This window comes from Beijerinckia sp. L45 (assembly GCF_009765775.1).
GTDB lineage: Bacteria > Pseudomonadota > Alphaproteobacteria > Rhizobiales > Beijerinckiaceae > RH-AL1.
Genome location: NZ_LMUU01000122.1, coordinates 1 through 14122, shown reverse-complemented (window position 1 = coordinate 14122; position 14122 = coordinate 1). Strand labels below are relative to the sequence as shown.

14 protein-coding genes and 2 tRNA genes are annotated in these 14122 nt (G+C 64.2%); 8 read left to right on the top strand and 8 right to left on the bottom strand.

Translation table 11 applies throughout. The features are described 5' to 3' along the window. Positions 1 to 70: 70 nt before the first annotated feature. Positions 71 to 2191, bottom strand: coding sequence for a glycogen debranching protein GlgX (gene glgX, locus GSQ79_RS12890; RefSeq protein ID WP_158809123.1), 2121 nt, complete (start codon positions 2189 to 2191; stop codon positions 71 to 73). 288 nt (positions 2192 to 2479) lie between these two features. Here glgX and GSQ79_RS12885 point away from each other — a divergent pair, with 288 nt between their 5' ends. Next, complete coding sequence (locus GSQ79_RS12885) at positions 2480 to 2761, top strand: hypothetical protein (protein WP_158809114.1); 282 nt, start codon at positions 2480 to 2482, stop codon at positions 2759 to 2761. 55 nt (positions 2762 to 2816) lie between these two features. On the opposite strand, the gene GSQ79_RS12880 is transcribed toward GSQ79_RS12885, so the two are convergent. Then, positions 2817 to 4232 (bottom strand): MATE family efflux transporter, encoded by a 1416-nt coding sequence (locus GSQ79_RS12880; RefSeq protein ID WP_158809122.1) that lies wholly within the window; start codon positions 4230 to 4232, stop codon positions 2817 to 2819. Positions 4233 to 4547: 315 nt separating this feature from the next. Between GSQ79_RS12880 and GSQ79_RS12875 the strand changes: the two genes are divergently transcribed. Together GSQ79_RS12875 and GSQ79_RS12870 are read left to right on the top strand one after the other, a co-directional pair. After that, positions 4548 to 4621 (top strand) — tRNA-Gly (locus GSQ79_RS12875). Between the two features lie 53 nt (positions 4622 to 4674). Continuing rightward, positions 4675 to 5472 (top strand): phosphodiesterase, encoded by a 798-nt coding sequence (locus GSQ79_RS12870; protein WP_158809113.1) that lies wholly within the window; start codon positions 4675 to 4677, stop codon positions 5470 to 5472. Positions 5473 to 5502: 30 nt separating this feature from the next. On the opposite strand, the gene GSQ79_RS12865 is transcribed toward GSQ79_RS12870, so the two are convergent. The 3 genes from GSQ79_RS12865 to GSQ79_RS12855 are packed head-to-tail and all read right to left on the bottom strand — an operon-like array spanning position 5503 to position 7994. Next, positions 5503 to 6114 carry a YceI family protein gene (locus GSQ79_RS12865; RefSeq protein ID WP_158809112.1) on the bottom strand — a complete coding sequence of 204 codons (612 nt, stop codon included), beginning with the start codon at positions 6112 to 6114 and terminating at the stop codon, positions 5503 to 5505. 36 nt (positions 6115 to 6150) lie between these two features. Beyond that, a complete protein-coding gene (bioD, locus tag GSQ79_RS12860; protein ID WP_158809111.1) occupies positions 6151 to 6831 on the bottom strand; it encodes a dethiobiotin synthase in 681 nt (226 codons plus the stop codon). Next, positions 6831 to 7994 carry an aminotransferase class I/II-fold pyridoxal phosphate-dependent enzyme gene (locus GSQ79_RS12855; RefSeq protein WP_158809110.1) on the bottom strand — a complete coding sequence of 388 codons (1164 nt, stop codon included), beginning with the start codon at positions 7992 to 7994 and terminating at the stop codon, positions 6831 to 6833. The genes bioD and GSQ79_RS12855 overlap by 1 nt, the downstream gene beginning before the upstream one ends. 70 nt (positions 7995 to 8064) lie before the next feature. On the opposite strand from GSQ79_RS12855, the gene GSQ79_RS12850 reads away from it, so the two are divergent. Further along, positions 8065 to 9342 (top strand): adenosylmethionine--8-amino-7-oxononanoate transaminase, encoded by a 1278-nt coding sequence (locus tag GSQ79_RS12850; protein WP_158809121.1) that lies wholly within the window; start codon positions 8065 to 8067, stop codon positions 9340 to 9342. After that, positions 9339 to 9503, top strand: a complete 165-nt coding sequence (locus GSQ79_RS12845) for a DUF2256 domain-containing protein (RefSeq protein WP_158809109.1) — start codon at positions 9339 to 9341, stop codon at positions 9501 to 9503. The genes GSQ79_RS12850 and GSQ79_RS12845 overlap by 4 nt, the downstream gene beginning before the upstream one ends. Before the next feature lie 607 nt (positions 9504 to 10110). Here the strand turns inward: GSQ79_RS12845 and GSQ79_RS12840 are convergent. The 3 genes from GSQ79_RS12840 to GSQ79_RS12830 all read right to left on the bottom strand — a co-directional run bounded on the left by GSQ79_RS12840 (position 10111) and on the right by GSQ79_RS12830 (position 11063). Then, positions 10111 to 10380 (bottom strand): hypothetical protein, encoded by a 270-nt coding sequence (locus tag GSQ79_RS12840; RefSeq protein ID WP_158809108.1) that lies wholly within the window; start codon positions 10378 to 10380, stop codon positions 10111 to 10113. Between the two features lie 84 nt (positions 10381 to 10464). Further along, the gene (locus GSQ79_RS12835) at positions 10465 to 10728 is read right to left on the bottom strand and encodes a hypothetical protein (protein WP_158809107.1); all 264 of its coding nucleotides are present in this window, start codon (positions 10726 to 10728) and stop codon (positions 10465 to 10467) included. A 250-nt stretch (positions 10729 to 10978) separates the two neighbouring features. Next, positions 10979 to 11063: transfer RNA gene (locus GSQ79_RS12830), tRNA-Tyr, on the bottom strand. Positions 11064 to 11342: 279 nt separating this feature from the next. On the opposite strand from GSQ79_RS12830, the gene rlmB reads away from it, so the two are divergent. The 3 genes from rlmB to GSQ79_RS12815 all read left to right on the top strand — a co-directional run. Beyond that, entirely contained in the window at positions 11343 to 12230 is an 888-nt protein-coding gene (gene rlmB, locus GSQ79_RS12825; RefSeq protein ID WP_158809106.1) for a 23S rRNA (guanosine(2251)-2'-O)-methyltransferase RlmB, read from the top strand. A 343-nt stretch (positions 12231 to 12573) separates the two neighbouring features. After that, positions 12574 to 12879, top strand: coding sequence for a DUF485 domain-containing protein (locus GSQ79_RS12820; RefSeq protein ID WP_246725306.1), 306 nt, complete (start codon positions 12574 to 12576; stop codon positions 12877 to 12879). Further along, the coding region (locus tag GSQ79_RS12815; protein WP_158809104.1) for a cation/acetate symporter ActP at positions 12879 to 14122 on the top strand (1244 nt) is incomplete at its 3' end. The genes GSQ79_RS12820 and GSQ79_RS12815, both read left to right, overlap by 1 nt.

The window sequence follows — 14122 nt, the reverse complement described above, 5'->3', positions numbered from 1 at the left end:
CTCTGCGCAGAATGCAAAAACGCCTCCGCTCAAAGAACGGAGGCGCTCTTATTGGCCGGGTCGAAGTCAATTAGCTCGCGCGGGCCATCATGAACAGCAGCAGCGAGCGGCCCGTCACCTGATAGACATCACCGACCTTGAAGGGCTTTTCGGCCTCTTCGTCGGGAATGTTGGTGTCGACCAGCAACGCCCAGCCGCTGCCTTCCGGGGCTTCCGGCAAAGTGAAGTCGACGCCATCCTGCCAGCTGTTCAGCACCAGCAGCATGGTCGCGTCGTCGCCGCGTTTGCGCACGCCGGTCGACTTGGCGCGGCCATCCATCAGCATGCCGAAGCACTTAGTGTTGCCGTCGCCCCATTCCTCGCCTGTCATCTCGCCGCCGTTGGCGTTGATCCAGGTGAGTTCCTTGACCCCGAGATCCTCGTTGTAGTCGGCGGTCAGAAACAGGCTGTGGCGCAGGATGGGATACTTGTGGCGCAGGCCGGTCAGCTTCTGGGTGAAGCGAAGCAGCTCCTCACCCTTCTCTTCGAGCTCCCAGTGTAGCCACGAGATCTCGCTGTCCTGGCAATAGGCATTGTTGTTACCGCCCTGCGTGCGGCCGAACTCGTCGCCGGCGAGGATCATCGGGGTGCCCTGCGAGAGCAAGAGCGTCGCCATCATGTTGCGGATCTGGCGCGCCCGCAGCGCGTTGATCGCCTCGTCCTCGGTCGGCCCTTCAACGCCGCAGTTCCACGAACGGTTGTCGGAGTTGCCGTCCTTGTTGTCCTCGTTGTTCGCTTCGTTGTGCTTCTCGTCGTAGGTGACGGTATCGTTGAGTGTGAAGCCGTCGTGCGCAGTGATGAAGTTCACGCAGGCGTAGGCGCGGCGGCCGCTGTGGTTGAACGAATCCGGCGAGCCGCAGAGGCGCGGCGCCAGCGCAGTAATCGGACCACGGCCGCGCCAGGCATCACGCACCTCGTCGCGGAACTTGTCGGTCCACTCCGCCCAGCCCGGCGGAAAGCTGCCGACCTGGTAGCCGCCCGGCCCGATATCCCAAGGCTCGGCGACGAGCTTGACGCTGCCGAGCACCGGATCCTGCCCGACCGCTTTGAGAAACCCGCTCTCGTTATCGAACCCGTTCGGCTCACGCGCCAGAATTGTGCCCAGATCAAAGCGGAATCCGTCGATGTGCATCTCCTCGACCCAATAGCGCAGGCTGTCGGTGACCATCTGGATGACACGGGGATGCGACAGGTTCACCGTGTTCCCGGTGCCGGTATCGTTGATGTAGTAGCGCGGCTGGTCCGGCAGCAGGCGGTAGTAGTTGGCATTGTCGATGCCTTTGAACGACAGCGTCGGCCCGCGCTCGTTGCCTTCGGCGGTATGATTGTAGACGACATCGAGGATCACTTCGAGGCTCGCCTCGTGGAAGCGGGCGACCATCTCCTTGAACTCTCGCAGCGAATTCGGCACGTCCGCGGCGTAGCGGGGATCCGGTGCAAAGAAGCCGATGGTATTGTAGCCCCAGTAGTTCGCCAGATCCTTTTCTTCGAGTTGGCTATCGTTGACGAAGGTGTGGATCGGCAGCAGTTCGACAGAGGTCACGCCGAGCGTCTTGATGTAGTCGACGACCGCTTTCTGGCCGAGGCCGGCGTATGTCCCGCGCAGCTTCTCTGGCACCAGCGGATTCAGCTTGGTGAAGCCCTTCACGTGGGTTTCGTAAAAAATCGTATCGTCCCAGGGGACGCGGCGGCGGCCAGGCTCGCCCTGCCAGTCAAAGTCGGGATCGACGATCACGCATTTCGGCACAAACGGCGCGCTGTCGCGCTCATCGAAAGTCAGGTCGTCGCCCGATTCCATGACATAGCCGAACACGGCCGGATTCCAGATCAGCTTGCCCGTGTGCGCCCGCGCGTAAGGATCGAGAAGCAGCTTGTTCGGATTGAAACGGTGGCCCTTTTCCGGCTCGTAAGGTCCATGGACGCGGTACCCATAGAAGGTGCCGGGATGGACCTCGGGAAGATAGCCGTGGAAAATCTGATCGGTGTATTCCGGCAGCTCGATCCGGGCTTCTTCGATCTTGCCGGTGCTGTCGAACAGGCACACTTCGACCTTGGTGGCATTGGCGGAAAACAGGGCGAAGTTGGTGCCCTTTCCGTCCCAACGAGCGCCCCTGGGATGCGGCAAGCCTTCTTTGACGCTCGATTGAGTGATGGTCGTCACGTGTCTCTCCGAATGAAATAGGAAAACCCCGCCGTGGCGTCAGGAAAGACGCAGCGTGACTGGCGGGGTCGGTCCGATAACACTTCCGGCAACAAAGCGTTCGCGAGCAAGAACATTCATTTTACGGCGTAGCCCGACGCCTCGAGGACCACGACGCAGGCCGGCGCTCGATCCGTAATAAGTCTCGCATCACACCAATCTGGCGATGTCGACGCGGCAATCGATGCAACCAGTTCGGCCCTGGTCGGTTGGCCAGCCATCAGAAACAAGGAGCATTCCATGACCCTTCTTCGCACCTCGACCAAGATCGCTGCCGCCGCCCTCCTGCTTTCCACGTCGGTGGCCTTTGCCCAGACGTCCAGCGGGAGCATGGGCGGCGCCGGCAATGGCGCTGCTTCGACTGGCTCAGCCGGCGTGAGCAGCGGTGGCGCCTCCACCGGCGGTGGCACGATGGGTCGCAGCAGCAGCACGGGCGGCCCGGAAAGCACGGCAACGTCCGGCACGGGCGGCGCGTCCAACATGGGCGCAGGCGGTTCGGGCGCAGGCGGCGCCGCGCACTAAACGATCATCTGATTGTAGGAAAAAGGCCGTCCTTCGGGGCGGCTTTTTTTCGTCGCTACGATAGCTCGGCGTCTCCGCCCGGACCAACGGCGGCGCGCCAGACGGTTGGCGACGCCATCGCGATCAGGCTGATGCCGGCGTAGGCGGCCTGCGACGCAGCGACGATGATGGCGATGCCCATCATGCCGACACCGAAGTACCATACCGCGAGCCAGCCCAGGCCCGCCGCAACCAGCATGCGCAACGTCCCGCCGAGAAACGGCCAAAGCACGTGGCCTGCGCCTTGTGCCGCGAAGGTGATGACGAAGCCGAGCCCCAACAATCCGTAAGCGGGTGCGACGATCTGCAAATAGGTTTGCGCCGGGCCGAACACGTCGGGGTCGTGGCTGAAGAGGTGGATCCAGCCCGCCGGGATCAGCGCCACGAGGATACCGATCACCTCCATCAGGCCGACACCGACCGCACTACCGACCCAGGCCACGCGTTTGGCCCGCGCGACGTTGCCTGCGCCCATTGCGATGCCGACCATAGTCAGAACGGCCGAGGACAGGCCGAAGAGGATCGGAATCATCACATAGTCGAGGCGCGAGGCAATGCCGTAGCCGGCCAGCGCTTTGACGCCGAACACGCCGACGGCACCCGTCACAAGGATCACCGTGAGGTTCAACTGGACCGTGCTCAAGGCCGCAGGAAAACCCACCTTCAGAATGTCCGCGAACAGCCGCCCTTCGAGCGGCACGAGCCGGAGTTTCAGCCCGGCGCGACCCGACGCCATGTAGCGCGAAAGGACGATGAGGGCACCGCCATAATACAGGCCGAAGGCGATGCCGGCGCCGCCGATCCCGAAGGCCGGGATGGGACCGAAGCCGAAGATCAGCGCCGGCGATGTGGGAATCAGGATCAGCGCCCCCACGAGCGTCACCATCGCCGGGACCTTGACGTTGCCCGACCCGCGCAGTGCAGACGCTTGAAGATTGACGATCCAAACCGCGATGGCCCCGGCAAACAGGTAGTTCGAGTAGCGGATCGCCGAGTCGAGGGCGTCGCCCCGACCGCCCAGGGCATGATACAGCGGCGGCCCGCCGATCCGCGTCCCGATTGTAAACACCGCACCGAAGACGACGGCGAGGACGATGGCATGCAGCACGAGCGCGTCGGCATCACCTTGCCGCCCGGCGCCGAGCGCGCGTGACACGGACGAGGCAACGCCGCTTCCCAAACCGCCGTTGGACATGGTCGTCATCAGCATGAAGACCGGGAAGACCAGCGCGACGCCAGCGAGCGCTCCGGTGCCGAGAAAGCCGACATAGTAGGCTTCCGCGATGTTCACCGCCGTCTGCGCGATCAACACCGTCATCGTCGGCAATGCGAGCCGCAGCAGGATCGGCAGGATCGCCCCCTGCAGGATTGCGGCGCGGGCGGCAGCCTTTCGATCGATGGGCGCAACCGGCACCATTGGGCGGTTGACCATCGCGTCATCGACGCTGCGTTGCAGGCTCGCAATACCGTCCTCGCTCGATGCCAGCGCCGCGCTCTCTGCAATCATCAGAATAACCCCGTCCGAGCCAGAACGACGACGAACAAAGGCGCCGACATCAGCTCTATTAGCAGGTACCTACCTGTAAATAGATAGCGGGGCCAGGGCGCCGTTGCAACCCGCATCGTCTTGCGGTGGCAAGACAATGCGATGTGCGACCCACAATAAGCCGACAGGCGCTTGATCAGAAGATCCCTCGCGCGCGGCGCGATTGATTTTGCGTGCGACGCAGGGCATAAAGCGCAGCGCGCGGGTGTAGCTCAATGGTAGAGCAGCAGCCTTCCAAGCTGAATACGAGGGTTCGATTCCCTCTACCCGCTCCAATCTCACCAGAGGATCTGCCGATCCACGCGCCATCGTCGAGAACGCCGGGCGGATGCTGATCGCCCACCTATCCGACCTGCATCTGCGAGCGCCTGGGCAGCTTTATCAGGATCTGGTCGACTCCAACGCGATGTGCCTGGCGGCGATTCACCATCTGGTCAAGCTGGTGCCGCAACCGGACCTGGTTCTGGTCTCCGGCGATATCGTCGATACCGGCATGCAAGCAGAATATGCTTTGGCGGCGGAGCTTCTTTGCCTGATCCCGCAGCCGGTCTTTGTCATCCCTGGCAACCACGACGAGCGTGAGGCCTTTCGCGCCTGCTTCGGACACCAGCCCTACGTGGCGCGAACGGGGCCGCTGCATTTTGACGTCGACGACCAAGGGCCCGTTCGGATTCTTGGCCTCGATGTCACGGTTCCCGGTGCGCATCACGGTGATATGGACGACGCCGCATGCCTTTGGCTCGAGGCGCGACTGGCGGAAGAACCGGGTCGACCGACAATCGTCATGATGCATCAGCCGCCGTTCGACAGCGGTATTCCGTTCATCGACACTTACCACTGCCGGCAGGGCAACCGCCTCGCGGCGATCGTTGCGCGCCATCCGGCGGTCGAGCGGATCCTGTGCGGCCACATCCACCGTTTCATGCAGCTACGCTTCGGCGGCACCATGCTGGTCACCGCACCCAGCACGACGACGGCGATCGCCTTGCGCCTTCACGACGACGCGGAACCGGCGTCTTTCATAGAGCCGCCAGCCATGCTCTTGCATCACTGGCGCCCAAAGGTTGGCCTGGTCACCCATTTCGTGCCGATCGGCACGTTTCGCGGGCCCCTCCCTTTCTTCTGAGCGGCACCCACCGAACAAAAACGAAGGCTGCTAGCGCCGCGCGACGAAGACGCCGGTGATCGTAAGCCGGACATCGTCGCCAATCACGGGAAAGAAGGCCGAAAGCCCGAAATCACTGCGCTTGATCGTCGTTGCCGCTTCGAAGCCTGCCTCTCCCGGCTTGGCGATCGGATCGGCGGCGGCATCGAGATAATGCACTTGCAGAATCTCGGCCTGCGTCACGCCATGCAGCGTCAGGATCCCGGTGATGTCGGCGGTATCCGGCCCGGTCGCCGTCACGACGGTGGAGATGAATGTCGCCGTCGGATAGCGCGCGGCATCGAACCAGTTGGGACCCTTGAGATCGGCGTCCACCGCGCCATTGCCGGTGGCGAGCGACGCGACCGGCATGGTGACCTGCAGCGTGGTCTCCGTCGGCTTGGCCGGATCGATCCGCAACGACCCCGACGCATCGGAGAACGTGCCGGAATAGTAGGCGAACCCGAGTCGCATGAGCGAAAAACCGATATGCGTGCGGCTTGCGTCGAGCGCGTAGGCGCCCGCCTTCAGCGGGCCGTCGCGGCCAGCCGTCTGGGCCGATGCGACCGCGCCCCAGACCATGGCGACTATCAGAACGGCCGCGCGGAGAAACGTTCTTGTCATGGGTCCCGATCGTTGTCTGCGAGCTCGTCATCGGGCTCAGGGGTCCGGAAGTCGAGCACGGATTGCATCGAACACGGGCTCTTGAAGCGATGGCGCCATCCGCCGCAGCACAAAGACGTCGCCCCGGCGACAAAAGCCGGCAAGCGTGGCAAGTGTCGCCTTGAGCGGCACTGTCGAGCCCGGCGTTTCGCTGAGCACGATCGCCGCCGGCGCGAGGGCGCGCCGCGCCAAGACGTCGAGCGCTGTCAAGAGGTGACTGATCGCGCCGAGCCCGGTCGGCGACACCAGTACGACGGGAATCGCGAGCGCTGCCATCAGGTCGAGGATGGTACGGCCGGGCTCCAGCGGCACCATGACGCCGCCGACCCCTTCGATGATCGTCGTGCGATCCGGCAGCAGCGTGGCACGACAGGCCGCGACGATCGCATCGAACGACAGGGTGCGCCCTTCCAGCGCCGCCGCCATGTCCGGCGACAACGGCGCCGCGAAGCGCCAGGGGGAGATGCGGGCGATGGCCTCGGGTGTGACCGGCTCGCCGAGGGCCGCGAGCAACCGGCCCGTGTCGCTGCCCTCGGGATTGGCCGGATCGAAGCCGCTGATGACGGGTTTTAGCGCGTCGACATGCTGCGCCGTCCTCCGGCAAGCCGCGATCAGCCCGGCGCTGACATAGGTCTTGCCCGCGTCGGTCCCGGTCGCCGTGACGAAAACGCCCGGCATTAGGACGCGACGCGATGCGCCGCCGCACCGAACAGGTCTGCGAGCCGCACGGTGATGACCTCGGCGAGGCGTGCGATGTCGCTGTCGGCGTGGGCCGCGGAGAAGGCGAAGCGCAGCCGGGCGGTGCCCGGCGGTACGGTCGGCGGCCGGATCGCGGTCACGAGAAAGCCTTCCGCTGCCAGCACGGCAGACGCCCGCAACGCGGCCTCGGGGGGCCCAAGCAGCAGCGGCACGATCGGGCTTTCCGCTTCGGGCAGCCCGAGCGCGGCGGTGAATAGCCTCGCCTTGCGCAGCGGTTCGCCGGCCAAACCCGGATCCGCGGCGATGACGTCAAGCGCGGCCAAAGCTGCGGCCACGCTCGCCGGCGGCAGACCGGTGGAATAGATCAGCGAGCGCGCCCGCGTCTTGATCAGGTCGATCACCGGCTGTGAGGCGCAGAGATAGCCGCCATAGCCGCCCACCGCCTTCGACAGCGTGCCCATCTGCAGCGGCACCTGGGCGATGGCCGGATCGTGCGGCATGACCCCGAAGCCATGGGCATCGTCGCTCAGCAGCCAGGCGTCGTGGGCCTGTGCCAGCGCGGCCAAGTCCGCGATCGGCGCGCGGTCGCCGTCCATCGAAAACACGGTTTCCGTCACCACGAGTACGTGGCGCGAGGCGCCACGATGCGCCTCGAGCAAGGCGGCGGCGTGCGTGACATCGTTGTGGCGAAACGTCATCACGCGCGCCTGGGATAGCCGGGCGCCGGCGTGCAGGCAGGCGTGCGCCAGATCGTCCAGCAGGATCAGGTCGTCCAGCCCCACCAGGGCGCCGATCACCCCGATGTTGGCGAGGTAGCCGGAGCCGAAGACGCAAGCCGCCTCCGTGCCCTTCAACGAAGCCAGGCGGGTTTCGAGGGCCTCATAAAGCGGATGGTTGCCGGTCACCAGCCGCGAGGCCCCGGCGCCGACACCATAGCGCTCCGTGGCCGCGATGGCCGCCGCCTTCACCGCTGGGTGGGTCGAGAGGCCGAGATAGTCGTTGCAGGAGAAGGACAACAGCCTGCGCCCGTCACGGATCACCCACGGAAAGGCATCGCGCGCGGTTGCGACGAGGCGGCGGCGCAGCGCGGCCTTGTCGAGGGCGTCAAGTTTGGCGGTTGCGAAACGATCCAGGGACTGCATGACGTCGATCAGTTGCTGCGAAACGGCCCTCTCTCTGGCGCGCGCGGGCGCAAAATGCAAAACCCTCGAGATGACGACGCTAAATCCCGAATGGCTCCGCGACGGCTATCCGCATATCTGGCGGCCCTATAGCCAGATGAAGACCGCCTTGCCCCCCCTTCCCGTCGTCGCGACCAGCGGGGCGCGCATCACGCTCGCCGACGGACGCGAACTGGTCGACGGCATCGCCAGCTGGTGGACCGCCTGCCATGGCTACAATCATCCCCACATCCGCGACGCCGTGCGCCGTCAGCTCGATTGTATGCCACACGTCATGTTTGGCGGCTTGGCGCACGAGCCGGCGTATATCCTAGCGCAGCGCCTTGCCGCTTTGCTGCCGGGCGATCTGAGCCGCGTGTTCTTTTCAGATAGCGGCTCCGTCGCCGTCGAGGTCGCGATGAAGATGGCGATCCAGTTCGGGCTCAATCGCGGCGACCGCGGCCGCACGAAGATTTTGGCGTTTCGCGGCGGCTACCACGGTGACACGCTCGCGACGATGGCGGTCTGCGACCCGGAGGAGGGCATGCACGCGATGTTCAAAGGCGTGCTGCCGGAGCAGATCATCGCCGACCTCCCCGTCGACGATGCGAGCCGCGCCGGTTTCGAGGCCCTGCTCGCTCGTGATGCTGACAAGATCGCCGCGATCCTCGTCGAGCCGCTGGTTCAGGGTGCCGGCGGCATGCTGTTTCACGCGCCGGAGGTTCTGGTGACCCTCCGTAAGGCCGCAACGCGCCACGGCATCCTGTTGATCTTCGACGAGATTTTTACCGGATTTGGGCGCACCGGCTCCTTGTTCGCGTGCGGCGACGCGGTCGTTCCCGATATCGTCACGCTGTCGAAGGCACTGACCGGCGGCACAATGGCTCTGGCTGCGACCGTCGCTTCGTCAAAGGTGTTCGACGCCTTCTGGGACGAGGCCCCCGGGCACGCGCTGATGCACGGCCCGACGTTCATGGCCAATCCGCTCGCCTGTGCCGCCGCCAACGCGTCGCTCTACCTTTTCGAAACCGAGCCGCGTCTGGCTCAAGTCGCAGCGATTTCCCAGACAATGCGGAGCGGCCTCGACGTGCTGAGAGGCCGGCCCGGCATCAAGGATGTGCGGGTGCTGGGCGCGATCGGTGTGGTCGAAATGGACAGAATTGACGACCTGGAGGCGCTCCGCGCCCGCTTCGTCGCCGCGGGGGTCTGGGTGCGCCCGTTTCGCACGATCATCTATCTCACGCCTGCTCTCACCATCTCGGGAGAGGAGCTTGGGCTGCTCGTTGCGGCAGTCGTGACAATTGCAACGCAGGCCGGAGCAAGCCCATGACCGATCGTATCAAACGTCCGAAAAAGGAGAACTTGCCGACCAAGATATGCGCCACGTGCGGACGCCCGTTCGCCTGGCGAAAAAAGTGGGAAAAGGTATGGACGGAGGTTCGTTACTGCTCTGACCGGTGTCGCGGCAACAAGCCGGCAGCGACCACCTGACACGTATTCAATGAAGAGAGAGAGGCCATCTGCGATGGCCTCCCGGTCAGCATCAAACCGAACTCAGTTGTGGTCGGATGCCGTGGCAGGCTGGGCGCCCCCGGAGCCAGCCGTCGCGCTTGCCGGACTACCCGATCCGGCGGACCCCATCGTGTTCTGCCCGTTCGAGCTTTTTCCGCTGAGGGTACGGTTGCCATTGACGATCGACGATTCCGTCGTGGATCCGACAGTCCCCTCGCCGGCTCTCGTGCCTTGGGCCAAAGCGAACGTTGACGAAGCGATAACGGCCGCCGTAGCGAGCGCCATGGTCGTGTTCAAGATACGCATATAAAGCTCCCTGCTAACTTTCATTTTGCAATGCTGATGGCCTTGCAACAGGGTTCTACCGCTATTGTTTCATGCGAACACTATTAGACTAATGGCCGGAACCATTGATGTCCCCTCAAAGCAGACAGGGAGATCAGTCGAAAACAGTGTTGGCGCGAGGGCTTTGTTGCCCAATGTGTTTCGCAGCCTCGGGCGGCATTCCGAGCGCAAGGCCAAAGCCGCCTTTGTTAGCAATCGAAAAGGTTGCCGACGCGGCAACCTTTCCTGTTGTCTTGAAAGCCTAGTTGCGGTTGGGATTGCCGCCGACGGGGCCGCCGGTCGCCGTGCCTTTTGTGGTCCCGGTCCCGGAATCCGTACCGGTCATCTTGGAGGTCGAGTTGCTGCGACCCATTGTGGTCTGCTGCGACGGCGGCATGGCGGACATGCTGCTCGACGTTCCCGTCGCAGCTTCGCCTGCATTTCCGGTATCGCGGTTCTGCGCAAATGCCACTGGCGCCGAAACGATCAGGGCTGCGGTGGCAAGCGAGAAAGCTGTTCTTGAAATTCGCATCGAATAGCTCCTTTTGAGGTGCCGCTGTTCGGCATACGAGGCGCTAACGAGGTTTGACCACGATTGTTTCATGCGATGGCCGCTTCAGCGGCCAGAACTGCCGATGTCGCCCTCGATGCCGCCGACAAACCCGGAGCCGAGGTTTGTGCCGTAGCCGGCATGCGCGCCGAGATCCTGTGGTCCACTCGAGCGGCACCCGATGTGACACGGCGCGCCACCAACAGTGGCTTGGCTGTTTCCATCAACATCGCCAAGGTCGCCCCCTGCATAGGAGCCCGCCCAGCGCGACGAGTCTTGCGCGACGGCGGGGCCCATCACCGCAACCCACAGCGCGGCACCGGCCGCCATCCTCAAATCGATCCCCATGTTGCTACCGCCGCCATGCCTGTCCAACTCTTGCAATCACTACAGTGGGAAGGTGGCCAATCGTTGACGGCCGGTGCGGGTTTGGCCGGCGTCCGGTTCGCAATGGCTGGCCAAGCGCTGGATTGCGCGCTGCGCGAGAGCGGATGGACGCGCCAAGCCCGCTTGGAGTGCCGTCGAAACGGTCTGTCGAGGGATCTGCACCGCTGCACGTGAGGGCCAGCGAAGAATGGGTTGGTGGGAGAGGAAGGACTCGAACCTTCGAAGGCTTAGCCAGCGGATTTACAGTCCGCCCCCTTTGCCGCTCGGGACACTCTCCCACGCCACGGTCCCGAAGAGCCGCGTGGTGCAGGGGCTTATGAGTAGCCGGCTTCCCGCTGTCAACCCGGAACCGTCCAATCGCTGTGCGAAGCCGATGCAAATTGCGGCCGAGCCGCGCGCGTGCCATGGATCGCGGCAGAGCATCGCACGCAAAGTCCAGAACTTTCCGTGCGATACTCAGCCTCCAAACTCTAAACGTGAGAGCGATGGCTCACCGCTTAAGTGAAACCACTTAAGCGGCCAGCGCTCTAGCCGCCTTGCAGGAAGTGAAGCCCGTCGTGACGAAACCGCCCTATCCGAAAAAGACGTCCGACATCAGCCGGCCGCCGCGCCGCGAGAAGCGCTCCGACGGACCTGCCACCGGCGCGCCGCGCCTGTTCAAGCGGCCGCGTGCCGAAGACGGCCCGCCCGCCCGCGCCAACCATCGCTCGACCGGCAGCTCCGCAACCCTGATCTACGGCTTCCACGCCGCCCGCGCCGCCCTCGTCGCCGGTCGCCGCAATTTCATCGCCATGCACGCCACCGAGGCGGCCGCCAACAAGCTTGCCCTCGACATCACCCGGGCCGGCCTGCAGCCGCGCATCGTCACGACGGATGAACTCACCCGGCGCCTTGGCGCCAATGCCGTGCATCAGGGCGTGCTGTTGGAGGCCGGCCCGATCGAGCCGATCGACCTCTCCGAGATCGTCGACCGCAGCGGGATCGTTCTGGTGCTCGACCAGATCACCGACCCGCACAACGTCGGCGCCATTCTGCGTACGGCGGCAGCCTTCGGCGTCGATGCGCTGGTGACCACCACGCGCCATGCGCCGGACTTCACCGGCGTTGTCGCCAAGGCCGCCTCCGGCGGGCTCGACCATGTGCCGATCGCCGAAGTGACCAACCTTGCCCGCGCGCTCGAAGAGCTCGGCCAGATGGGCTATTTCCGCGTCGGCCTCGATTCGGAAGGCCCGACGTCGTTCGAGCAGATCGCCCTGCCCCGGCCGGTCGCTCTCGTGCTCGGCGCCGAAGACAAGGGCCTGAGGCGGCTGACCCGGGAAAATTGCGACGCCCTCGCTCGGCTCGACATGCCCGGCGCCATCAAGAGCCTCAACGTGTCCAACGCCTGCGCCGTGGCCTTGACACTGACCAAGCTGCGGCTCGGCGGCGGCCTGCCGCCGATCTGACGATTGCGAACCGCGATTCGGTCGCTCGGCCTGCCGTCGCGCCTTGTCGCGGCGGCATACCCGATCCGGGATTCGCTAGAATCCTGAGGATTCTAGACGAACGTCCCATGCCGCCTCCATCGACGGAATTGGTTCGATCTTCTACTAATAGACGAGAATTTCGATAGCTCGATAATCTGCATTGCGATACCGAAGAGAAGAAGGCGAAAATCGGTCGTCTTCAAGGCATGAGCGCGGCGCCTACGTCAGTGCCGTGTCGGCCAAAGTAAATGCGATGACGATCGGCCAACGATCGCTCGGAAATCCAAGACGATGCCGGCTCTGCCGGCACAAGGGGGGCACTGTGTTAACGACCAACCAACAAGACATTTACAACAACCCGAAATTCCAGCGTCTCGTCAGGACGCGGCGGGCCTTTGCCTGGACCCTGACGGCGATCATGCTGGTCATCTACTTCGGCTATATTTTCCTCGTCGCTTACGACAAGCCTCTTCTTGCGGAAAAAATTGGCGGCGGCACGACGTCGCTTGGCATCATCGTCGGCCTCGGCGTCATCCTCTCCGCGATCATCCTCACCGGCATCTATGTCTTTGCCGCAAACAGCCGCTTCGACGCGATGACCAGCGACCTCAACCGGGATCTGATCTGATGGCGCGCCGTTTTCCCTATGCCACGGCCGCCGCAGCCGCGATCACCCTCGGTGGCGCCAGCATCGCCTGGGCCGCCGGGGCCCTCGAAGGCACCGTCGTCAAGCAGTCGCTGAACGTCGAAGCCATCGTCATGTTCGTCGCCTTCGTCGCTCTGACTCTTTACATCACCTACCGCGCCGCCGCCGCGACCAAGTCGACGTCCGACTTCTACGCTGCGGGCGGTGGCATCACCGGCCTGCAGAACGGCCTGGCGATGGCCGGCGACTATATGTCGGCGGCATCGTTCCTCGGCATTTCCGGCCTCGTCTACAAGAGCGGCTACGACGGCCTGATCTACTCGATCGGCTTTCTCGTCGGCTGGCCGATCGTGCTGTTTCTCATCGCGGAGCGGCTGCGCAACCTCGGCAAGTTCACCTTTGCCGACGTCGCCTCGTTCCGCCTGGCGCAGACGCCGGTGCGCCTGCTCTCGGCGATCGGGACACTGGTGGTGGTGGCCTTCTACCTCATCGCCCAGATGGTCGGCGCCGGTCAGCTCATCCAGCTGCTGTTCGGGCTCGATTATCTCTATGCCGTCATCACCGTCGGCGTGTTGATGATCATCTACGTCGCCTTCGGCGGCATGAAGGCGACGACCTGGGTGCAGATCATCAAGGCCTGTTTGCTGCTCTTCGGCGCGACCATCATGGCCCTGCTGGTGCTGATCAAGTTCAACTTCAGCCCCGACGCGATGTTCGCCGCCGCGGTGAAGATCCATCCGAATGGCGATGCCATCATGGCACCGGGCGGCTTCGTCGCCGACCGCATCTCGACCATCTCGCTCGGCGTCGCGCTGATGTTCGGCACCGCAGGTCTGCCGCATATTCTGATGCGGTTCTTCACGGTGGCGGACGCCCAGGCAGCGCGGAAATCAGTGTTTTATGCCACCGGCTTCATCGGCTACTTCTACATCCTCACCTTCATCATCGGCTTCGGCGCGATCACGCTGCTGATGAACGATCCGTCGTTCTTCAAGCTGCATCCGGACGGCACGTTCAACAAGATCACCGACCTTCTCGGCGGCCCGAACATGCCGGCGGTGGCGCTCTCCAAGGCGCTTGGGGGATCGCTGTTCTTCGGCTTTATCTCCGCCGTCGCCTTCGCGACCATCCTGGCCGTCGTCGCCGGACTGACGCTGTCCGCCGCTTCGGCGATCAGCCACGATCTGTACGCCTCGGTCATCGCCAAGGGCCGCACCACCGAGCG